This window comes from Aerococcus sp. HMSC062A02, assembly GCF_001809535.1.
In the GTDB taxonomy this organism is placed as follows: domain Bacteria; phylum Bacillota; class Bacilli; order Lactobacillales; family Aerococcaceae; genus Aerococcus.
In genome coordinates this window covers 197222-219289 of the sequence record NZ_KV797910.1, presented here as the reverse complement: position 1 = coordinate 219289, position 22068 = coordinate 197222, and the positions used below count along the sequence as shown (strand labels likewise).

General features: G+C 44.8%; 19 protein-coding genes. 6 read left to right on the top strand and 13 right to left on the bottom strand.

Annotated elements, in window-relative coordinates:
- Position 1: 1 nt before the first annotated feature.
- Both HMPREF2626_RS01895 and HMPREF2626_RS01890 read left to right on the top strand, forming a co-directional pair.
- Positions 2-1414, top strand: coding sequence for a V-type ATP synthase subunit B (locus tag HMPREF2626_RS01895; protein ID WP_070616963.1), 1413 nt, complete (start codon positions 2-4; stop codon positions 1412-1414).
- The gene (locus HMPREF2626_RS01890) at positions 1414-2046 is read left to right on the top strand and encodes a V-type ATP synthase subunit D (RefSeq protein WP_070616962.1); all 633 of its coding nucleotides are present in this window, start codon (positions 1414-1416) and stop codon (positions 2044-2046) included. Before HMPREF2626_RS01895 ends, HMPREF2626_RS01890 begins: the two co-directional genes overlap by 1 nt.
- 132 nt (positions 2047-2178) lie before the next feature.
- On the opposite strand, the gene HMPREF2626_RS01885 is transcribed toward HMPREF2626_RS01890, so the two are convergent.
- The 3 genes from HMPREF2626_RS01885 to pflB form a co-directional block, all read right to left on the bottom strand.
- Positions 2179-3423 (bottom strand): MFS transporter, encoded by a 1245-nt coding sequence (locus HMPREF2626_RS01885; protein ID WP_070616961.1) that lies wholly within the window; start codon positions 3421-3423, stop codon positions 2179-2181.
- Positions 3424-3648: 225 nt separating this feature from the next.
- A complete protein-coding gene (gene pflA / locus HMPREF2626_RS01880; protein WP_141744561.1) occupies positions 3649-4413 on the bottom strand; it encodes a pyruvate formate-lyase-activating protein in 765 nt (254 codons plus the stop codon).
- A gap of 32 nt (positions 4414-4445) precedes the next feature.
- Positions 4446-6683 carry a formate C-acetyltransferase gene (gene pflB, locus HMPREF2626_RS01875; protein ID WP_070616959.1) on the bottom strand — a complete coding sequence of 746 codons (2238 nt, stop codon included), beginning with the start codon at positions 6681-6683 and terminating at the stop codon, positions 4446-4448.
- Positions 6684-6948: 265 nt separating this feature from the next.
- Here pflB and gpmA point away from each other — a divergent pair, with 265 nt between their 5' ends.
- Entirely contained in the window at positions 6949-7626 is a 678-nt protein-coding gene (gpmA, locus tag HMPREF2626_RS01870) for a 2,3-diphosphoglycerate-dependent phosphoglycerate mutase (protein WP_067976620.1), read from the top strand.
- A gap of 79 nt (positions 7627-7705) precedes the next feature.
- Here gpmA and HMPREF2626_RS01865 read toward each other — a convergent pair whose 3' ends face one another.
- The 4 genes from HMPREF2626_RS01865 to HMPREF2626_RS01850 form a co-directional block, all read right to left on the bottom strand.
- On the bottom strand, positions 7706-9445 hold the full coding sequence (locus tag HMPREF2626_RS01865) for an ABC transporter ATP-binding protein (RefSeq protein ID WP_070616958.1): 1740 nt from the start codon (positions 9443-9445) through the stop codon (positions 7706-7708).
- Entirely contained in the window at positions 9438-11171 is a 1734-nt protein-coding gene (locus HMPREF2626_RS01860) for an ABC transporter ATP-binding protein (RefSeq protein ID WP_070616957.1), read from the bottom strand. The genes HMPREF2626_RS01865 and HMPREF2626_RS01860 overlap by 8 nt, the downstream gene beginning before the upstream one ends.
- A 126-nt stretch (positions 11172-11297) precedes the next feature.
- Complete coding sequence (locus HMPREF2626_RS01855; RefSeq protein WP_067975883.1) at positions 11298-12032, bottom strand: YebC/PmpR family DNA-binding transcriptional regulator; 735 nt, start codon at positions 12030-12032, stop codon at positions 11298-11300.
- Between the two features lie 74 nt (positions 12033-12106).
- Positions 12107-13003 carry a diacylglycerol/lipid kinase family protein gene (locus HMPREF2626_RS01850; protein ID WP_070616956.1) on the bottom strand — a complete coding sequence of 299 codons (897 nt, stop codon included), beginning with the start codon at positions 13001-13003 and terminating at the stop codon, positions 12107-12109.
- Positions 13004-13118: 115 nt separating this feature from the next.
- Here HMPREF2626_RS01850 and HMPREF2626_RS01845 point away from each other — a divergent pair, with 115 nt between their 5' ends.
- The gene (locus HMPREF2626_RS01845) at positions 13119-15614 is read left to right on the top strand and encodes a transglycosylase domain-containing protein (protein ID WP_070616955.1); all 2496 of its coding nucleotides are present in this window, start codon (positions 13119-13121) and stop codon (positions 15612-15614) included.
- 91 nt (positions 15615-15705) lie between these two features.
- Here the strand turns inward: HMPREF2626_RS01845 and HMPREF2626_RS01840 are convergent, their stop codons facing one another.
- The 3 genes from HMPREF2626_RS01840 to HMPREF2626_RS01830 all read right to left on the bottom strand — a co-directional run bounded on the left by HMPREF2626_RS01840 (position 15706) and on the right by HMPREF2626_RS01830 (position 18334).
- The gene (locus tag HMPREF2626_RS01840) at positions 15706-16716 is read right to left on the bottom strand and encodes a substrate-binding domain-containing protein (protein ID WP_067975873.1); all 1011 of its coding nucleotides are present in this window, start codon (positions 16714-16716) and stop codon (positions 15706-15708) included.
- 524 nt (positions 16717-17240) lie between these two features.
- A complete protein-coding gene (locus tag HMPREF2626_RS01835) occupies positions 17241-17804 on the bottom strand; it encodes a YtxH domain-containing protein (protein WP_070616954.1) in 564 nt (187 codons plus the stop codon).
- Between the two features lie 20 nt (positions 17805-17824).
- Positions 17825-18334 (bottom strand): DUF948 domain-containing protein, encoded by a 510-nt coding sequence (locus HMPREF2626_RS01830; RefSeq protein ID WP_067975865.1) that lies wholly within the window; start codon positions 18332-18334, stop codon positions 17825-17827.
- A gap of 210 nt (positions 18335-18544) precedes the next feature.
- Between HMPREF2626_RS01830 and HMPREF2626_RS01820 the strand changes: the two genes are divergently transcribed.
- Complete coding sequence (locus tag HMPREF2626_RS01820; RefSeq protein WP_070616952.1) at positions 18545-19432, top strand: mechanosensitive ion channel family protein; 888 nt, start codon at positions 18545-18547, stop codon at positions 19430-19432.
- Positions 19433-19477: 45 nt separating this feature from the next.
- Here the strand turns inward: HMPREF2626_RS01820 and HMPREF2626_RS01815 are convergent, their stop codons facing one another.
- Both HMPREF2626_RS01815 and racE read right to left on the bottom strand, forming a co-directional pair.
- On the bottom strand, positions 19478-20077 hold the full coding sequence (locus HMPREF2626_RS01815) for an XTP/dITP diphosphatase (protein ID WP_070616951.1): 600 nt from the start codon (positions 20075-20077) through the stop codon (positions 19478-19480).
- An 11-nt stretch (positions 20078-20088) separates the two neighbouring features.
- A complete protein-coding gene (gene racE / locus HMPREF2626_RS01810; RefSeq protein WP_070616950.1) occupies positions 20089-20889 on the bottom strand; it encodes a glutamate racemase in 801 nt (266 codons plus the stop codon).
- A 91-nt stretch (positions 20890-20980) separates the two neighbouring features.
- Here racE and mgsA point away from each other — a divergent pair, with 91 nt between their 5' ends.
- Complete coding sequence (gene mgsA / locus HMPREF2626_RS01805) at positions 20981-21442, top strand: methylglyoxal synthase (protein ID WP_070616949.1); 462 nt, start codon at positions 20981-20983, stop codon at positions 21440-21442.
- A gap of 254 nt (positions 21443-21696) precedes the next feature.
- Here the strand turns inward: mgsA and trxA are convergent, their stop codons facing one another.
- Positions 21697-22008, bottom strand: a complete 312-nt coding sequence (gene trxA / locus HMPREF2626_RS01800; RefSeq protein ID WP_070616948.1) for a thioredoxin — start codon at positions 22006-22008, stop codon at positions 21697-21699.
- Positions 22009-22068 lie beyond the last annotated feature (60 nt).

Genomic DNA, 22068 nt, shown 5'->3' with positions numbered 1-22068 from the left:
AATGCCAATAGAATATCTCGGTTTAGCGTCCATTGACGGTCCTCTTGTTGTCGTCGATGGCGTACGTGGTGCCGCCTATGGTGACATTGTGAACTTTCGCGTCAACCGCAGTGAATTAAAAAAAGGTCAAGTCATCGCTATTGAAGGCGAGCGCGCTATGGTTCAAGTTTTTGATGCCACCACCTCCATGTCCTTAGATAATACGCACTCTAGTTTTAGCGGACATGGGATGGAGATTGAACTTGCACCAGAAATCCTAGGACGGGTCTTCAATGGGGTTGGGGAAGCAATCGATGGCCTTGGAGCTATCCACTCCAATCTCTCTCGTGAAGTCAATGGAGCGCCCTTAAATCCTGTCTCACGGATCTATCCTCGGAACTATATTGAGACGGGCTTTTCCGCAATTGATACCCTGATGACACTCATTCGGGGACAAAAGTTACCTATCTTTTCAGGCGACGGGATGCCCCACAATGAGTTAGCTGCCCAAATTGTAAAACAAGCCAAACTAGGGGATAACAGTGATGAAGAATTTGCTATTGTCTTTGCAGCCATGGGCGTTAAGCATGATATTGCCGATTTCTTCCAAAGATCCTTCGAAGAAAGTGGCGCTCTTGACCATGTGACCATGTTTGTCAATACGGCAGACGATCCGGCCATGGAACGTCTGATCACACCCCGGGTTGCCCTAACCACAGCGGAATACTTAGCTTACGACTTAGGCAAACAAGTCCTAGTCATCCTAACTGACATGACCTCCTTCTGTGAGGCTTTACGTGAGGTTTCTTCTGCCAAGCAAGAAATCCCATCACGTAAGGGCTATCCTGGCTATCTCTATTCTGAACTTGCAACCATTTATGAGCGGGCCGGTATCGTCCAAGGTCGCAAGGGGTCAGTGACCCAAATTCCTATTCTAACTATGCCCAATGACGATATCACCCATCCTATCCCTGACTTAACCGGCTATATTACGGAAGGACAAATCGTTTTGGACCGTGACCTCTACGGTAAGAATATTTTCCCTCCAATCGGTGTACTTCCCTCCCTATCGCGTTTGATGAAAGACGGAATTGGTGAAGGCTATACCCGAGAAGACCATGAAGATGTGGCCAACCAACTCTTCGCCGCTTATTCAGGTGCCGCGGAAGCCAGGAGCCTAGCCTCCGTTATTGGGGAAGAAGAACTATCTGATATTGACAAGAAATATCTGGAATTTGGTGAAAAATTCGAAGAAGAATTTGTCGGTCAAGCTGCTGATGAGACCCGGACGATCCAAGAGAGTTTAGACCTAGCTTGGGAACTCCTGCGGGCCTTCCCACGTGAAGAATTGAACCGAATGGATACCAAGATTCTAGACCGCTACTATGACTCCAGCGATCATGAGCCAGAAAGTGAAGAAAATGGTGAGGCCTAATGGATATTAATGCTTCCCCTACTCGGGGTAACTTGATGCAGGTTGAAAAATCGCTCAAACTCTCTCGCAACGGTTATAATCTGATGGACCGCAAGCGAATGATTCTCATGAACGAAATCATGACCTTATCTAAAGAAGCCAGTCAAATCCAAGAAAAATTAAAGGCCGCTTATGGCGAAGCCTACAAACAATTGAGTATTGCTACCGGTGAGATTGGCATGGTTAATGTCGAACAAGCCGCTTATGGTGTTCCTATTTCCGATGCCCTGGACATCAAGATCCGTAGCGTTATGGGCACAGAGATCCCTGAGACGCGGCTGCCTAAAGAAAAACTTGAACCCAATTATTCACTCTTTGATACCAGCATTGCTGTTGACCAAGCCCGCATTGCCTTTGAAAAGGTCAAAGAGCTCCAAGTTAAACTAGCTGAAATTGAAAACTCAGCCTATCGTTTAGCGAATAACATTCAAAAAACGCAAAAGCGGGTCAATGCCCTGCAAAATATTACCATTCCACAGCTAGAAGATGCCCAAGTAGCTATCTCCTCAGCTTTGGAAGAAAAAGAAAGGGAAGAATTTACCCGCTTGAAAGTGGTCAAAGCGATCCTAGCCAATAAGGCAGAAAAGGCCTAAACGTTGACCCCAGCCTAAAATGCCAAAAAAAAGCGTAACTAGCTAAGTATGCTAACCCCAAAAAGTTGGACTAAGAATCTAACTTTTGAGGGTCACTACAAAGCTGTTACGCTTTTTTCGTTCGTATGTAACTTATTTGGTCATAAATTTTTGTGACCGTTGATAAGCGCCTACCCAAAGAACAGCCATCAAGATCGACAAGATAGCTAAAGTAAGCCATGAATAGTTGTAAGAACCGCTGACATCAGCGATTGTTGCTGCTAAGAGTGAGCCTGAAGTCATCCCGAGCATCAAGGCGCTCTGCATGTAGCCATAAGCCTTAGGATAGTCTTCAGAGCTAAAGATAGCTGAAGCCATCAGTGGCGGTAAGACCGTACCGATCGCATTCCCTAAGCCGAATAGTACAGACATGATGAGAACAAAGCTGTAATTAGCCCCTAACATCATCAGGAGATAGGCCAAGGTGCAAAGAGCAGAAGCATAAATCGTCGCTAGCCGTACACCAAATTTGTCGTTAACTATACCAAGGATCAATTTACCTAGGATACCAACACCAGAGTAGATGGAAACCATGAGGGCCATCTTTTCAGCACCGTGTAAACTTTGAACGGCCGGTGGGAATTGTCCTAGGCCCCCGTTATTCGAAATACCAATGAAGGCTGTCCCAATAAGAAGCATGATAAAGAATGGCTTCTTAACAACTTCTGTCATCGGTAAATTAACCCCAGCTTGGCTGGTCGTTTCTTCAGAACTTTGATCAACTTGCCCAGCTCCTAAAGCATGGAGGCCCTTGTCTTCTGGTTTCTCAACAAAGAGGAAGAGAACAATAGGCAAGCAGACAACCAGCATAATAATGGCATAAGTCAAGTAGGACATCCGCCAACCCATTTCTTGGATCAAGAAAGTGAGTAATTGACTAAAGATAATACCACCAACACCTAAGCCAGCGAAGGATAGACTTAAGGCGGTCCCTTTTGATTTGACGAACCAATTATTAACCAGCATTGATACTGGAATAATAGTCGTGGCTGTGTACCCAAAACCAACAAAAATAGATAAGAAATAAAAAACATAGATATTTGGTGCAAAGCCATACAAACCATAAGCAATGGCATAAACTAGAATACCAATCAAATAAAAACGTTTAAAATTACCACGCTTAGCAAACATTTGAGAGACAAAGGGTGATACAAAGATCCCCATGCCTAAAACAATTGAATTCACAATTGCAAAAGCACTATTAGCAATAGCAAACTCCTCAACCACATGTGGTTGGAAAAGATTAGCCACTGCGACAGAGGCTGGTCCCATACAAGCTAGGATTAAGATGGCCCCGAGGACAATCCACCAACCATAAAATAATTTACCTTTTTCCATTAAATTCCTCCCATTTCAAATTCATTACTTATTAACTATAGCAGATATTTATCAATTTGTTTGATTTTTTCAGGAAAATCTTTGATTTTAACTAATATTCTTATCATTTTAAAGCAAAAGTGTGCAAAAAAGAGCATATCAAAAGATAAAAACACCCCCAAACAAGCCTCGAGAGACTTGTTTGGGGGTGTTGAGATGCTTTGACCAGGATGCTGGCCAAAGCTATTACATGGACCGGTAGCCTTGGTAGTCATCGACTTTCAGGATACGTTTAGCGTTGGCTACGCGGTCTTCTGTTGGTGGCTCCACACCTTCAAGTTTATATGGAATACCGAGTTCATGATACTTATAAACTCCCATAGTGTGGTAAGGAAGGATTTCAACCTTTTTAACGATATCACCTAGACTCTGGATAAAATCAGAGAGCCCCTGCAGGTCTTCGTCAAAGTCCGTCCGAGTTGGTACGAGGACATGGCGAATCCAGATAGGCTGACCTTTTTCCTGCAAGAAGCGGAAGAGGTCTAAGATATTCTTATTAGGCGCTGTCGTTAGCTTGAGGTGACGTTCAGGATTGATTTGCTTCACGTCCATCAAGATCAGGTCTGTATATTCCAAAAGTTCCTCAAACTTAGCCAACCACTCTGGCTCGCGGGTGAAAGGGCCCCCGCAAGAATCCAGAGTTGTATGAACACCATGTTTTTTGCACAATTTGAAGTATTCAATTAAGAAATCAATCTGTAATAATGGTTCTCCCCCAGAAACGGTTACGCCACCCTTTTTCCCCCAATACGGCTGATATTTGACAGCTTCTCGGAAGAGCTCTTCGGCCGTATAAGGCGTTCCCGCATTAATCTTCCAAGTATCTGGGTTATGACAGAATTGACATCTTAAGCGACAGCCCTGCATGAAGGAAACAAATCGAATCCCAGGACCATCTACAGAACCAAAACTTTCAAGAGAGTGGACATAGCCAATTGTTTCTGTCATCATGATTCCTCATTTCATTACTTAAGTCGTCGAGCTTACATCCCTTCGTGCATGGTCCGGTTGATAACTTCTAATTGTTGTTCGCGAGTCAATTTAACGAAGTTCACCGCATAACCAGATACACGGATGGTTAATTGTGGGTATTCTTCTGGGTGATCCATCGCGTCAAGCAAGGTATCACGGTCGAAGACGTTAATGTTTAAGTGGTGGCCACCTTGTTTAGAGTAACCGTCTAACATGGACACTAAGTTATCAATCTTAGTTTCTTCATCACGTCCTAAAGCCTTAGGTACGATTGAGAAGGTGTTAGAGATACCGTCCATTGAGTAGGTGTATGGTAATTTAGCTACTGATGAAAGACTTGCTAAGGCGCCGTGTGAGTCACGTCCGTGCATTGGGTTAGCCCCTGGTGCAAAGGCCACACCGGCTTCACGACCATCAGGAGTTGACCCTGTATTCTTACCATAAACGACGTTAGAAGTGATGGTTAAGATAGAAGTTGTATGGACAGAACCACGGTAAGTAGGTGTCTTACGGATCTTAGTCATGAATTTCTTCAAGAGTTTAACCGCAATTTCATCAACACGGTCATCGTTGTTACCATATTTTGGATAGTCGCCTTCAATTTCGAAGTCAACAGCTACCCCATTTTCATCACGGATTGGTTTAACTTTTGCATATTTAATTGCTGAAAGTGAGTCAACCGCTACGGAGAAACCAGCAATACCAGTTGCCATGGTCCGTTTAACATGAGAATCATGGAGAGCCATTTCAAGACTTTCATAAGAATACTTGTCATGCATGTAGTGGATAACATTTAAAGTATTCACATAAAGTTTACAGATCCAGTTCATCATATCATCGAACTTGTCAATAACTTCATCGTAATCGAGATATTCACTATCAATTGGTTGATAACGAGGGCCAACTTGTACTTTAGAAATTTCGTCTACCCCACCGTTAATAGCATAAAGTAAAGTCTTAGCTAAGTTAGCACGGGCACCGAAGAACTGCATTTGTTTACCGATTTCCATAGCAGACACGCAGCAGGCAATACCATAGTCATCACCGTATTGTGGGCGCATAACTTCGTCGTTTTCGTATTGGATAGAGCTGGTCTTAATTGAAATTTCCGCACAGAATTCCTTGAAGCCTTCTGGTAAGTCTTTAGACCAAAGAACAGTTAAGTTTGGTTCTGGAGCTGTACCCATGTTCTTCAAGGTTTGTAGGTAACGGAAGCTGTTCTTAGTTACTAAGGAGCGTCCATCTAAGCCCATACCTGCAATCGATTCAGTTACCCAAGTTGGGTCCCCAGAGAAGAGTTCATTATATTCAGGGGTACGTGCAAATTTAACGATACGCAATTTCATGATTAAGTGGTCGATGAGTTCTTGCGCTTCAACTTCAGTTAAAGTTCCGTTTTCAAGGTCACGTTGGATATAGATATCCAAGAAGGTAGATGTACGTCCGAATGACATTGCAGCCCCATTTTGTTGCTTAACGGCAGCTAGGTAAGCTAGGTATAACCATTGGATAGCTTCGTGAGCATTTTCTGCAGGACGGCTTAAGTCAAAGCCATATGTCTTACCAAGTTCTTTTAATTCAATTAAAGCACGGTATTGGTCAGATAACTCTTCACGGTGTTGGATAACATCTTGTGACATATCCATGCCATCACCATCGTTGAATTCTTGTAATTTTTCATCCATTAAGAAGTCAATACCGTATAGGGCAACACGACGGTAGTCACCGATGATCCGACCACGACCATAAGCATCTGGCAAACCAGTGATGATCTTGTTGTGACGAGCTTTACGCATTTCAGGTGTGTAAGCATCGAATACCCCTTGGTTGTGGGTCTTACGCCAATCACGGAAGATATGAGAAATTTCAGAGTCAACTTCATAGCCATAAGATTTAGCAGCTTGTTCACTCATCCGAATACCACCGAATGGCTGTAAGGAACGTTTAAACGGTTCATCAGTTTGAACCCCAACGATTTTTTCTTTATCTTTATCAAGATACCCTGCATCATGAGAGGTGATAGTTGATACAATCTTGGTATCCATATCAAGAACACCACCATTTTCTCGTTCTTGTTTGGTTAAGTCCATCACTTGATCCCATAATTCAGTAGTATTTTCAGTTGGCCCTTCTAGGAATGAAGAGTCACCCGTATATTCTGTATAGTTATTTTGGATAAAATCGCGAACATTAACTTCTTCCTGCCATTTCTTACCAGTGAAGCCTTTCCATGCTTTAGTCGTATCCATTATAAATTCATCTCCTTTTGTAATTTATTTCACAATATAACAGATCTGTCTCTAATTATAACAGCTTACCAAACAGATTGCTACACTTTTCACGTGGAAATTTATTAAAATTTAATAATATTTTATGGAAGCGCTTTTAATTAATGGATATTTGCAAAAGCATTTGCCCCTCATCGGCAAATAGCGTAAAATATAGGATAGCAAAGCAAAACTTGCTTTGGTGAATAATAATGCTTGTTCATTAATTATTTTTAGGAGGAATTTTATAATGAAATTAGTTTTCATCCGTCACGGCGAAAGTGAATTAAACTTAGCCAATGTTTTCACAGGTTGGTTAGACCCTCGCCTCTCAGAAAAAGGGGTTAAAGAAGCTCAAAAGGCTGGTCAAGACCTTAAAGAAGCTGGTATTGAATTCGACACGGTTCATACTTCCATGTTATCACGTGCCATCCAAACGACTTATAATGTCTTAGACCAAATGGATCGTCTCTACTTACCCGTCAACAAAAACTGGCGCTTAAACGAACGTCATTATGGAGGCTTACAAGGCTTAAATAAAGCTGAAACTGCTGAAAAATATGGGGATGAACAAGTCCACATTTGGCGTCGTTCCTTCGATGTTCGCCCACCATTAGCTGAAGAAGGCATCGATGATCCACGCTATGCTGACTTAGACCAAAACCGTCTGCTTGCTGGCGAATGCTTAAAAGATACCCTAGCCCGTACCCTACCTTACTGGGAAGACCACATTGCTCCTGAATTAAAACAAGGCAAAAATGTTTTAGTTGTGGCACACGGCAATAGCCTCCGTTCCATTACGAAATACCTAGAAAACATCTCTGACGAAGATATTCCTTCAGTTGAAATTGCAACTGGTGAACCTATCGTTTACGATTTAGATGAAGACCTTAATGTTGTTAACAAAACTATCCTAGAGAAATAATCTGTAAGCTTTTAGAAGCTATAACAAAAGCCAGGTCAATCACTTCCTATAAGCTGATTGACCTGGCTTTTTGTCTGTTCTATTCTTTACTGAAATGGCTAAACTGACTATTATAGAGCTGATAATAGAAGCCTTGGCGGGCGAGTAAATCCTCATGCTTACCTTGTTCAACGATTTGCCCCTGGTCAAGGACGAGAATCACGTCGGCATTCTGAATGGTGGATAGGCGGTGGGCGACAACAAAACTTGTCCGCCCTTGCATCATCTGGTCAAAAGCTTCTTGGACCAAGGCTTCCGTTAAGCTGTCGATGGAACTCGTTGCTTCATCGAGTATAAGCATCTTAAAGTCCGTCAGCAGGATGCGGGCAATACAGATTAGTTGCTGCTGGCCAGAAGATAGGTTAGCTCCAGCGACTTGGACGGGACTGTCATAGCCCTGGTCCATCTGTTGGACAAGGGGGTGGAGGCGAGCTTTTTTACTTGCTGCAATCACTTCTTCATAAGTCGCGTCAGGCTTGCCGTAAGCAATATTGTCGTAGATGGTCCCTTCAAATAGCCAGGAATCTTGCAGGACCATTCCGAAGAGCTGTCTCAGATAGTTCTTGTCCAGCTGGCGGCTATCCACCCCATCAATTAGGATACGCCCACTATCGAGCTCATAGAAGCGCATCAAGAGATTAATCAAGGTTGACTTGCCTGCTCCGGTTGGTCCGACAATAGCAACTGTTTGCCCTGCTTGAACTTCTAAGGAGAAGTCTTCAATCAATGGATGCTCTTTCTGATAAGAAAAAGCGACCTGGTCAAAGCTAAGCTGCCCTTTAAAAGTAGGGATCTGAGCAACTTGGTAAGAATTGCCGGCCTCTTCTTCTCCCAGCAAGTCAAAAATTCGCTCATTAGCAGCGAGAGCTGTCTGCATCTCATTCACCACCGCGGATATATCATTAAAAGGCTTACTGTATTGGTTAGCATAGGCGAGGAAACTGGAAAAGATCCCCACCGATAGTTGACCGGAAACAACTGCAAAAGCACCGTAGAGCCCGACTGCCCCATAAACTAAGCTATTGACCACTCGGGCTGAAGGATTGACTAGGGCACCGTAAAACTGGGACCAAATGCCGGATTCGTGGAGTTCTTGGTTGAGCTGACTAAAGTTTTCCTCCGCCTGGCCTTCATACTGAAAGCTCTTGACGAGCAGCTGGTTAGCTGCGAGCTCCTCTGTATAGGCATGGAGCTGGCCGCGCAAAGCTAACTGGGTCTGAAAAAAGCGATAGGTGCGGTTGGCGATAAAACTGGACACCGCAATCGACAAAGGTGTCAGAACAATGACAATTAAAGCTGTGCGAACATGGATAGACAGCATCATTACTAGTACCCCTATAATCATTGCTAGACCGGAGAAAAAATTGGTAAAACTTTGGACCAAACCATTTCCCACCAAATCCACGTCATTAATCGCTCGGCTGACTAGGTCACCATGGGCATGCTGGTCGATAAAATTCAAGGGCAATTTTTGCAGCTTTTTAAAAAGATCAATCCGCAAACGGCCCATAAGTCGGTAGCTCAGCTGGTTAATCAGTCGGTTTTGCCCCCACATAAAGAGGGCGGCGAGACCGGCACTGACCAAGAGATAAGCCAGCTGCTGGTATAAGCCAGAAAAATAGACTTGCCCCCTGCCGAGGACCTGGTTGACCGCTTCACCGATTTGAATCGGAATCAAAATTTGGCAGGCTACGGATAGGCTAGCCAAAATAAGAATAAAGACTAAGCTTAAGCTCTCCTGCCTTAAATAAGATAGAAGTGCACGTAAAGACCTAAGCAAGGGACTCGCCTCCTTCTACTAATTTTTGTGACTTGGCCATGGCATAATAGCTAGGACTCTGAGCAAGTAGCTCATCATGCTTTCCAACCGCTTCGACTTGGCCATAGTTTAAGACGATAATTTGGTCAGCTTCAAGCACTGAGGCTAAGCGTTGGGAAACCAATAAGACACTAGCTGATTTTTGGGCAAGGGTCGAACGAATCCGAGCCTCGGTGGCAAAATCAAGAGCGCTCAGTGCGTCATCTAAGATAAGAAGTCCGGCCTCCTTGACCAGGGCGCGAGCGATTGTCAAGCGCTGGCGTTGGCCCCCTGAGAAATTTTTCCCGCCCTGGCTAACCGGAGCATCCAAGCCCCCATCAAGCTGGCTGACAAAGTGAGCGGCCTGGGCGTCTTCCAGGGCCCGCCAGAGCTCTTCATCTGTCGCATCTGCCCTGCCCAAAAGCAAGTTAGAACGAATCGTCCCGGTCAAGAGGCTGGCATGCTGGGGGACTAGGCTGATCATTTGTCTAAGCTCAGTAAGGGCCATCTCTTGGGTATCCTGTCCATTCAAAAAAATCTGACCGCTTGACGGCTTATAAAAACGCTCAAGCAAATGAATCAAAGTGCTTTTCCCTGCCGCCGTAGGACCTACTATCGCATAGAAGCCACCAGGGGCTAAGTTTAGATTAATATTTTTAAGTACAGCTTTTTGTCCGTAAGCAAAGCTTAGCTGGTCGATCTTAACAGCAAGTGCTGGTTCTTCTAGGTGTACGGGGCAGCGGTGATTGGGCACAGGATCTACAATACTTGGCTCAAGAGCTAGCAATTCATCCACGCGTTGGATTCCAGCTACCCCCCGACTAATCATTACAAGCACCTGGACCAAGACATTAAGGGCTAGAAGGATGGTATTCATATAATTGACAAGAGCAATCACTTCGCCTTGTTGGAAGGCCCCTCGGTTCACTAGTCCCCCGCCAAAATACAGAATAAGAGCGATCAATAAATTAACCACAAAGAGGCTAGCAGGATTGGCCAGCGATTGAACCCGGGCCAAGGCAACCTGCTGCTTCCTCCAGTCTCGGTTAGCCTCTTCGAAGCGCTGGACTTCACGCTTTTGACTGGCGAAAGACCGGATGTCTCGCATCCCTGATAAATTTTCAGCAAAAAGTTGACCCAAATAGTCTAAAGCTTTTTGGATACCGGCTAAGATGCGGTTAGAAGCCAAGGTAATAAGAGAAAGAATTGTTCCCAAAACTAGACCGCCCAGAATAAAGATAGGAGCAAGCTGGGGGCTAACAATAAAAGACATGACCATGGCACCGACCAATAGGACCGGACAACGCGAAGCCAGACGGATGGCCATAGCAATACAGACCTGGATATTGTGGGTGTCATTAATCATGCGATTGGCAATCGAACTTGACCCTAAACTTTGACTCTGCTGCAGGTCCAAGCGGTTAAGCTGGTCAAACAAAAGAGACCGCAACTTGCTTCCCGTGGATTGGGAGACTAAGGAAGCGAACCATTGGCAGACTAAGGCCAAGAGATAGCCACACAGAGGCAAAATAAACAAGAAAATCCCCCGGCTCTTAATATAGTCCAAATTTCCTGGATGAATCCCGTAATTAATAATATGAGCCATTAAAAACGGCACCAATAATTCTAAGATGGCTTCAAGGCTCTTAAAAATAAAACCCGTCAGCGCCCGCCACTTATTTTCTTTAAGCACATCAATGACACGCATAGCCAGGTGACTCTCCCTTCATTCATTAAAGATTAGTTCTAGAGTAGCAAATTTACAAGACCTGCTCAAGTTTGTCCTAAAGAAAAAACTGGACCGAGGCCCAGCTTTTTTTCTCATATTTTTGACTTAGTCTTCAGGTAATTCTGTCGTGTAATAAACGTTTTGCACGTCATCATCATCTTCAAGCTTGTCGATCAGATTTTCAAAAGTTTCTGCCTTGTCAGCTGGTAAATCAATCAGTGTCTTAGGGACCATGGTTAATTCGGCACTGGCAAGTTCATAACCGTCTTCTTTCAAGGCATCACGCACATCACCAAAGTCTTCTGCTTGACTATAAATTTCGAAAACTTCGTCCGAAACTTGGAGGTCCTCAGCGCCTGCTTCTAAGGCTTCCATCAGCATGGTATCTTCATCAACATCTAAGCCTTCGCGTTCAATGGCAATATAACCCTTACGGTCAAACATGAAAGCAACAGAGCCTGATTCTCCCAAACTGCCCCCATTCTTGTTAAAGATGGTCCGCACATTGCTCAGGGTACGGTTAGTATTGTCTGTTAAAGTTTCGACATAAACGGCAATCCCATTAGGACCATAGCCTTCATAAGTTACTTCATCGTAATCTTCACCACTATTTTGATTACTACCTTTATCAATAGCACGCTCAATATTAGATTTTGGCATGTTGGCGGACTTAGCTTTATCCATCACCATCCGCAAGGCGGGGTTGGAGTTCGGCTCCGGTCCACCTTGTTTAACTGCCATATAGATTTCCCGTGATAATTTTTGGAAAACCTTGGCACGTTTGGCGTCTTCCGCGCCCTTTGTGTTTTTAATTTTACTCCATTTATTATGTCCTGACACAAAAGCCCCTTCTTTCCTAAAATAATTTTCAAATTAACGTATCAATAATAGCAAATTTTAGGGTTTTACGCAACTTAAGTTCTTAAGTCAGGCACGAGCAGCTTAAGCTGGCCTGCTAGGACTTCAACATGAACAGGTAGCTTGGGCCCGGAATCGCCGTCGACATTGGAAGTCATCGGCTGATCTAAGGCCTTTAATTGGATATCCTTAGCCCGTCTGTACTGGACAAACTTAGAAGCGGAAATATCCCCTTGAAGAGCACTCTGAAGGAGTTCAGGGACAAATTCAAGACTATGACGGTTCTTGAGAAAGAGTAGGTGGGCCCAACCATCATCAATCCGAGCGCGCTCAACCATATGTTCGATCCCCCCTACTGAGTTCGTCAAGCAGATCAAGATGAGTTCAGTCTCAACGATATGGTGGTCGCCATCCGCGATGATGTCATACGTCTGGGCATTGGATTGGAAGAAGGCTTGAACGCCGTCTGCCACATAGGCCAGCTTGCCTAGGCGCTTCTTAGCTTCTGCCTTTGTTTCTTTAACGGCTTCAGGAATCTGTCCCACAGCAACAACATTCATAAAGTATTGGTTATTAATCCGCCCCAGATCGACAGAACAAGTTCGTAGGCGGGAAAGCTGCCTGAGCGCCTCCTTGGGTTGTTGGGAAATTTTCAAAACCCGACCAATATCATTCACCGTTCCTAGAGGCATATAGCCCAAGGGTCGATCAAAGTGATAAGGGGCCAGTGCATTGACCGCCTCATTAAGGGTGCCGTCACCCCCTGCCACAAAAACAGCGTCCACCTGGTCGTGGTAATGGCCAATAATGCGTGCTATATCACCTACTCCTCGGGTAAAAACTAAATGAGTATGCGCAAAACTTTTGGCCAAGGTCCAGTCTAATTCGGGAGCGACTGCACGTCCCAAGCCGTTACCAGCGACAGGATTAATAATGAGTAAACAGTTTTCCATGGGCCGTCCTCCTTTAGCCTTATTATACTAGAAATCTTAAGTTATAGCCTAGCTAAAGCCCCCTTACTTGGCGTCTTTTGTTATAATAAAGAAAACCAGTCCACGGAGGTGACTTATGCCAAATTCTTTTCAAAATAAAAATCTCTCTTTTCTTAGCCATCTGAGCCGTCTACTCGCTCTAGCTGGTCAAGCTCTTAAAGCCTGCCTGGCCTTATTTTGCGCCCTCGCTGTCCTTATCCTAGGCTTGGGACTAGGTTACCTGCTTGGTCTGACGGAAGATGACCCTATCCCAAGCCGTCAAGAAATGGCCCAGGCCATGGTGAATACAGAAGAACCCTCACAATTACTTAGCCAGGACGGTCAGATCCTTTTCCAAGTCCAGCCAGATATTCGACGCGAGAATATTCCCCTCAACCAGGTTAACCCCCTCATTGTTAATGGCCTAGTGGCAACCGAAGATGAACATTTCTTCGACCACCCTGGTTTCGTACCTAGCGCCATCTTCCGAGCGGCGGCTTCTTATCTTTTTGGTATCGGCAATCCCTCAGGCGGATCAACCCTCAGCCAGCAGTTAATCAAGCAAACGCTGTTGACTAATGAGGTCAGTTTGGCCCGTAAGGCAAAGGAACTACTGCTCGCCATCCGTTTGGAAAAGTTTTTCACTAAAGAACAAATCCTTGAAGCCTATCTCAACTTCTCTTCCTTCGGTCGGAATGCCAGAGGAGAGAATGTTGCAGGTATTGAAGCAAGCAGCCAGGGACTTTTTGGGAAAAAAGCAGCTGACGTGAACATCCCCCAAGCTGCCTTTCTCGTCGGGCTGGCACAGAATCCCTACAGCTACACCCCCTACCAGCAAAATGGCAAATTTAAGCCAGAAGAGCAAATGAAACTAGGAATTGACCGGATGGCGGAAGTCCTGGAGCGGATGCGGATTGAAGAAGTCATTTCAGAAGAAGAATTCCAAGCCGCTAAAACTTATGATATCCGCCAAGACTTTATCCCAAGCGAAGAAAAAGCCCCTGAAAGTCAGGACCCCCACAGCTTCCTCTTCCAAGCCCTTAAGCGCGAGAGCTTACTCATCCTCACTCAGAGTCTAGCTGAAGCCCGAGGAGAAAACTGGGAAGCCGTCAAAGAACAACCTGAACGTTTGGCCAATTATTATGATGAAGCTGAGCAAGCTTTTAAAAATCGCGGTCTTGAGATTCAAAGTACGGTTCAATTGGACCTTCACCAGGCCTTGGAGGCTAAACTCCAGCAAAATGCAAGCCGTTTGGGAAGCCCCCGCCAAGGTGATATCGTCCAGAATGGAGCGGTCCTCATTGATAATCATACAGGGGCTATCTTAGCCTTTACAGCAGGGGTTGACTACAGCAAACAGCAAACGGACCATGCTTTCTCCACGCGCCGGTCACCAGGTTCGACCATCAAGCCTCTACTTACTTATGGGCCTGCCCTCCAAGAAGGATTGATTAGTCCCGCAACGCGTCTTGCTGATAACTATATCCGAACCCAAGAAGAGGACGGGACTTACTATGAACCAAGTAACTATGGCCAGACCATCTCCAACCAGATTGTCACAGCCCGACAAGCTCTAGCCCAGTCCCTCAATAACCCAACCGTGCATCTCTACCAGACACTGGTCCAAGAAGGGGCTGACCTCAAATCCTATATGGACCACTTGGGCTTGGACAAAGCTATTGGTGGCCATGAATACCAAAACCTGGCACTTAGCTTGGGTGGAACGCAAACGGGTCCAACAGTTGCTGAAATGGCCGCTGCCTACGCCACTATTGCGAATGGTGGGGTCTACCACAAGCCCCACCTCATCCAAAGCATCCACGACCGGCATGGCAAGCTTTACTACCAAGCCCAAAAAGAAAATAAGCGGGCCTTTAACTCAGATGTGGCCTATATCCTGGCTGATATGCTTAAGTCGGTTAAAACAGAAGGCCTCTGGCAAGACCATCAGGAAGCCTTACCGGCAGACTTAGACTGGCTAGTTAAAACAGGCACCTCTGAAGGCTACATTGATAGCTGGGTTGTTGGTAGCACTCCAGCGGTCAGCCTCGCCTCCTGGATTGGCTACGACAATCCAAGCATTCAACAGAGCCTCGACCAGGCGGATGATAACCAAGCTTTCGGCCGTCCCTCAGACCGCCATGCCAAGTACTGGCTGTCAGCTATGAATACCCTCTATGCTAATAACGCCCAGCTTCTGGGCGCTGGCCAGCATTTTAACCGACCGGATAGTGTCCGTGAATTCCCTATCGTAGAGAAAAGCGGTCAAGCCGCTGGAGACTTCCCAGGTCCCTACCAAAGTCGCTATCATATCCCAGCTGAAGAGGCAAAGAAAACTGAGCTCTTCCCCCAAAACATGCCCCTGCCTAATGCTAGCTTTAACTATGCCATCGGGGCTGAGCTGGATGAGCTAGCCTTTGAGCTAGAAGACTACCGGATTAAAGATTCAGAAGCGACTAACCAGCGCTTTCTTTCCATCCTCCAAGGCTACCGGCGACGCTTGGAGAGAGCTTTTAATCGACCATTTGATGCCATTAAAGAAAAGGAAGATCAAGCCTCAAGTGACCAGGCTAACGCAAGTGAAGCCGCCTAATTAAGTCCATAAATAAAGCCCTCAAGCTTTTCCTGAGAAAGCTTTGAGGGCTTTACTATTCTGCATGACTAAGAAATAAAGCTAGTTTTAGCTATTTGGTAGAATCGCGAACGATAATTTTATAAGGCAGAATGTTTTTGTTTTCAATGACTTCTTCTTCAACTGACTTATCACCCATTAACTTGGTTAGAATTCGCATGGCAACTGCTCCAATATCATAAAGCGGGGGCGCAATAGTTGTAAGTTGGGGGCGGACAATTTCTGTGATGATAGAGTTATTGGATGACACAATCGAAATATCTTCTGGCACCTTAAGTCCCTTGTCTTGAACATAATTGCTGACGCCTGCTGCTAATTCATCGCCGATAATCATAGCGGCTTGGGCCTTAGAATCGATCAGCTCTTGGCCAACCTCTTCAGCTGCCCGGTAGCGGGAGTTTTCGGCCGTTAAGCACAGGGCCGAATCCAAGTCCTTGTTGTGACTAGCTAAGGCCTTCTTATAGCCATTAAAGCGACCTAGCTCATCATCGACTTGATATTCGGGGGCTGAAATAAAGGCCACATCCTCAATACCCTGGTCGAAAAGGCGAGAAACAGCTTCTGCTACAGCTGATTCATAATCAATGTGGACAGAAGGCATCTTGCCTTCAGGATCAATCATGCCAGCCAAGACAATCGGTGTCCGAGTCCGTTCAACCTCATGGCGGATCTTATCTGTCATCGTGTGGCCTAAATAAACCAAGCCATCCACTTGGCGGGATAGGATATCCGTTACCACTTTTTCTTCCCGACCTTGGTCAGCATTGGCCATGATGATACTATAATCATACATAGCGGCGATATCGTCAATACCTAATGCAAAGCTTGAAAAATACAGGTTCGTAATATCCGGAATAATAACCCCAACCGTGGTGGTCCGCCGGCTTGCTAGCCCCCTTGCCACAGCATTTGGACGGTAGTCTAATTTTTCAATGACCTTCATAACTTTCTCACGTGTGGATGGTTTGACATTGGTATTGCCATTAACCACACGCGATACCGTTGCCATGGAGACTTCTGCTTCACGAGCAACATCATAGATTGTTACAGTTTGTTTGTTCATGCTTTCCCTCCTCGATTTTTCCACATGTAGTCACAGTAAGTATAAGCAAGTCTTCAAAGAAATGCAAGCGTTTACTATAAGATTCTTATAAGCTTTCATCTCTTTTTCAAATGAGTTATAGCGTTTTCACTAAAATAAGCACAAGTACTATTTTGACACTAAGTGCGGATAAATACAATACATAATTGCTTAAAATTTGAATTTTTTTACATTTATTAATGAAAATTTTACATAAAGAGCGTGTGACAAAAGTCGATCAGGCCTGAACCATAGGAGCGAACTATGGGAAATCGTTGGTAAAGGCTTAGACATAGGTCGTAGTAGGATTCGCTAAGGCATAAACAAGCGAATTCTTCGTTCTTATTCTAACTTGCTCCAACCATCCAAGCCTAAGCGCCAAGTCTCTCCCCTGCATAAAGTGGATGTCAAGCCTGACTTTTGGAACACGTTTTTAAAATTTTGCTTTTTAAAAAAGGAAGCCGGAACTTTTGTCCCAGCCTCCTTTTTTCTCATTTTTTCTTGATTTAAGCTTTAGACTTAGCTTCAGCTTGGTCTTTAGCATCTTTGCCTTCTTCTTTTGCGACATCCTTAGCTACTTTAGCATCAGCTTCGGCTTGGTCTTTAGCTGCCTTGCCTTCTGCTTTGACTTCTTCGCCGGCTGCTTTAGCTTCATCCTTAATTTCTTTACCAGCAGCTTTTGCTGCTTCCTTACCCTCTTCTGCGCTTTCTTTAACAGAATCAGATGCTTCATTGTAAGCCTCGGCGATATCGTGCTTAGCTGCTTGGTACTGTTGGTTAACTTCTTCGCCTGTTTCAGCTAATTGCGACTTAATATTGCTTGCAGATTCTTTTAAGTTAATGCGGATATCATCAGCAGCAACATAAGCGGTGTCATAGATTGCAGCGCCTTTTTCTAAGGCTAAATCTTTGTAATCGCGGGCTGTATCGCGAGCTTGACGAGCTTGTTCGTTGATATCTTGGCGTAATTCTTCACCAGACTTAGGTGCAAATAGTAAGGCTGTCACTGCTGCTGCAGTCCCTCCCACGAAGGCGCCTAATAAGAATGATCCTAAATTATTTTTACTCATGATAATAACTCCTTTAACTCTTAAAATGCTTTACTTTCTGATGCTTCTTTTACCTTACGTATATAGCGCTTTTGCTTGAGCCGCTTAGCGGTCTGACCGAGTTTTTCAACAGCGCCTGACTTTTCTTTAGCTGTCCCAGCTGAAAGTTGGCTATTAATTTGGCTAGCCGACTTATCCTGAGCTTTTTGGTCTTTTTGTCGGATGCTGACTACCAGATCCCGAGTTGCATCATTGACGTCAGAAACTGATACGCCGAGGTCACCGATTGCCTTAAATAATGGATCCACGGTGCTCACCTTACCATTGACATCATCCATCAGCACATTGGTCTTATTCAAAAGTCCCTGTGCTTCAATAGATAAGTCATCGACATCACGCCGCAAAACAGCCAAGGTATCATTAACTTCTTCAACTGTCTGACTCACATTCTTAATGGTTGTTGTGAGTTCTCTCACTAAAAGAACCAAAAAAACAACCAAGACTGCAAAAGCTATGGCAGCAATTAAGGCTGCAGCTCCGCCCCATGTCATCTTGCACATCACCCCTTATATTATCGGGTAAGCTCTTCAGATTTATAGTCATTGCTTCCCATTTTCATAGGATAATCATACCATTTTTCTTTAGAGAATACAAAAAAAATCTTTTTTCCTATAGCAAAAGCGGCAAGCCAATCAGAAAACTTTACTTTTCCATGCTTTCTCCTTAAAATTAGAATACTTAAAAGAAAGTAGGAGGCAGCCATGTCACAAATCAAAACTTTTTTTACTAATTATTTTTCTAAAATTGAATGGGACCAAGTCATCAGCTCTTGGTTTGGTAATATCATTCAAATTGTTATCACTGTCTTGATTCTCTCGATCGTCCGCCGCTTGTTAACTCGCTCGGTTGATTTTTATTACGACAAGGCCGAACGTTTTGAGAAGAATCCTGCCCGTCAACAAACCTTGCGTACCTTGGTACAAAATTTTATCCAGTATACCTATTACTTCCTCGTCATCTACTCTGTCTTAGCGATCTTGGGCGTTCCAGTCGCTACACTGATGGCTGGTGCCGGGATTGCCAGTGTGGCGATTGGTATTGGGGCTCAAGGTCTCGTTAACGATATTGTTAACGGCTTCTTTATCCTCTTAGAACACCAATTTGATGTGGGTGATACGGTTCTCATCAACGATTATGAAGGCGAAATTTCTAAGCTAGGCATCCGAACCACAGTCATTAAGGACTTTAACGGGGACCTACATTTTATTTCCAACCGTAATATTACAGATGTCACCAACCGCTCCCGCTACCCTATCCGCTGCGATATCGACTTGAGAATTTATCCCGATTCGGATGCTGACCAAATTGAAGCCGTGCTTAGAGCTTGCATGGAAAAAGAACAACCGGATCCCCTACTCGCTCAAGATTCCATCTATCTGGGAGTCTTCCGCGATAGCAACCGCTTCAACCTGATTTACCGGGTCCGTCTCTTTGCGGTTAATGGCATGCAGCTAGATGTCGAAGGCAAGTACTACAGCAAACTTACTGAAGCCTTAGACCAAGCAGGTATCAGCCAACCCGAATCTCAATTCAATACTTCCATGGCCATGCTCCAAGCTAGGGAAGAAAAGTTCAATGAAAATGCCTAATCGAAAAAACCAGCCTCCAAATTAAAGGAGCTGGTTTTTGTGTGTTTAGAGCTTTAACTTGCCTTGGTCTAAGTCCTCTTGGAGGGCTGCCAGGGCTTGACCACGGTGGCTAATGGCTGCTTTTTCCTCTGCTGTCATTTCAGCGGTAGTCATCCCCTTGCTAGGCACATAGAAGAGGGAATCGTAACCAAACCCATTCGTTCCTCGCTCTTCTGTTAAAATTTCGCCTTCTAATTTTCCTTCATAGTCTGCTAGGATTTCACCATTGGCTCCAGCGACGACTAAGACACAGTGGAAGGCAGCTTGCCGCTTGCTTGGATCAACATCCTGCAATTCCTCTAATAGTTTGGCGCGGTTAGCAGCATCCGATTTTTCTGGACCTGCATAGCGCGCGGAATAAATACCGGGGGCTCCGTCCAAGGCATCCACAGATAAGCCTGAGTCATCCGCAATCACGATTTCTCCTAAAGCTTGAGCAGCAGTCCGCGCCTTTATCCCGGCGTTCTCCAAGAAACTGCGTCCATTTTCCTCAATATCTGCCATTTCTGGATGGTCTAAAAGGGTTTCTACCTGGTAATTGGCAAAGATCATTTCAAATTCTTTGGCCTTACCTGGGTTTTTAGTAGCAATGACAATTTTTTTCATCCGTTATCCTCCTATAAATCAGTTAATTTAACTTGTTTCACAGCCATTTCTCGGCCCAGCCAGTCCTGGCCGATTTCTTTAAACAAGCGAACCGAGCCTGTCGTATAGAAATGCTGTTTAGCATGTCCCGGCCGAGATTCTGCCAAGCCCAGATAGTCCAACAAAATCGATAATTCTGACACGGCTTCCGCCCCTGAATCGATCAAAGTAACTTCTTTCCCCATAACATGTTGGATGGTTTGTTCTAATAGAGGAAAATGGGTACAACCTAGGATCAGGGTATCGAGATCTTTTTTGCGCAAATCTGCTAGGGTCTCAGCCACTAATTTCTTAGCTAAAGAGGACTGGTATTGGTGACTTTCGACTAAAGGGACAAAAGCGGGGCAAGCCAAGGGAAAAAGCTCTAAGTGGTTATTTTTAGCCCATAAAGCTTCCTGGTAGGCCCCGCTTTCGATCGTTCCCTGGGTGCCCAAGATCCCGATGCGTCCCTTACGTGTGGCTTTATTGGCGGCTCGGGCACCAGGCTGGATCATCCCAATTACCGGGATATCCAAGCGCTTGCGCACCTCTTCCAGACACACCGCAGAGGCCGTATTGCAGGCAATAACGAGCATTTTAGCCCCCTGCTTGACCAGGAAATCGACCAATTGATTGGTAAAGAAAGAAACTTCCTCCTCAGGTCTCGGGCCATAGGGGCAACGAGCATTATCACCGATATAGATTAGGGACTCATTGGGCAGTTGACGCATGGCTTCTTTAACAACCGTTAGGCCCCCGACCCCCGAATCCAGAAAGGCAATAGGTAAATTCATAAACTTCTCAAATCCTTTATTTTCAAATTCGTGTTACAATTGATTAGAAGATGATTATAGATTTTTTACTTAATTGAAAGGTGGCTTTTAAATGAAAATTGCTTTAATTGCTCACGATAGCAAGAAAGATCTTATGATTGCTTTCACGACAGCCTACAAGGAAATTTTACAGGAACATGAGCTTTTTGCAACCGGCACGACAGGAAAGAAGATCCAAGAGGCAACAGGACTCAAGGTTCATCGTTACCAATCTGGCCCCCTCGGTGGTGACCAACAGATCGGTGCAGCGGTCTCGCAAAATGAAATGGACTTAGTGGTATTCCTTCGCGATCCCCTAGCTGCCATGCCCCATGAGCCTGATGTCAATGCGCTAATTCGTCTCTGCGACGTCTACAATGTGCCGCTAGCAACTAACATCGGAACAGCAGAAGTTCTCATCCGCGGCCTTGAAGCAGGTTACCTAGACTGGCGGACCCAATACGACCAAGGCGCTATCAACAAAGACATCCGCGCCAACCTCGCCCACGGCAACCCAGACCGACCAATCAAATAAGCAAAGGGTGTGAGCAAGAGCGCTTAGACTTGAATGATTGGAGGCTCATCGAAAAAGGCTGACGGTAGTCAGACGTTTCGATGAGCTGAAATCACTTCAAGGCTGCTCTTGCGAACCCAACTACAGGGTATGAGACTAGCCTGCCTCCCTCGCAAGAACAAGCGAGCTATCACTAAGGGACCTTATCAAACAATCAATCATATTTAAGCACATGAGCGGTTAGGCCTAGCCCAACCGCTCAATTTTTGCTTATCTTATAGATATTGTTCTAAGATTTGTTCCAATTTTTCTTTTGGTGTATAACCAATTAAAGTCTCAACTGCTTCGCCATCCTTTTTAATAAGAAGGGTTGGAATCGACATAATGCCAAATCGACGAGCTGTTTCTTGGTTTTCATCCACATCGACCTTAGTAAATTTCACTTGGTCGCCCATTTCATCATCTAATTGTTCAATGACTGGACTTTGCATTCGGCAAGGGCCACACCAAGTTGCCCAAAAGTCAACCAGGACCAGTCCGTCTTGAGTTTCTGCTTCAAAGTTTGCATCAGTTAGTGCTTGTACCATAAGATACCTCCTTAGTATTTCTTTGCTTGTATAATTTTAGTATAACATAGGCTGCTGATT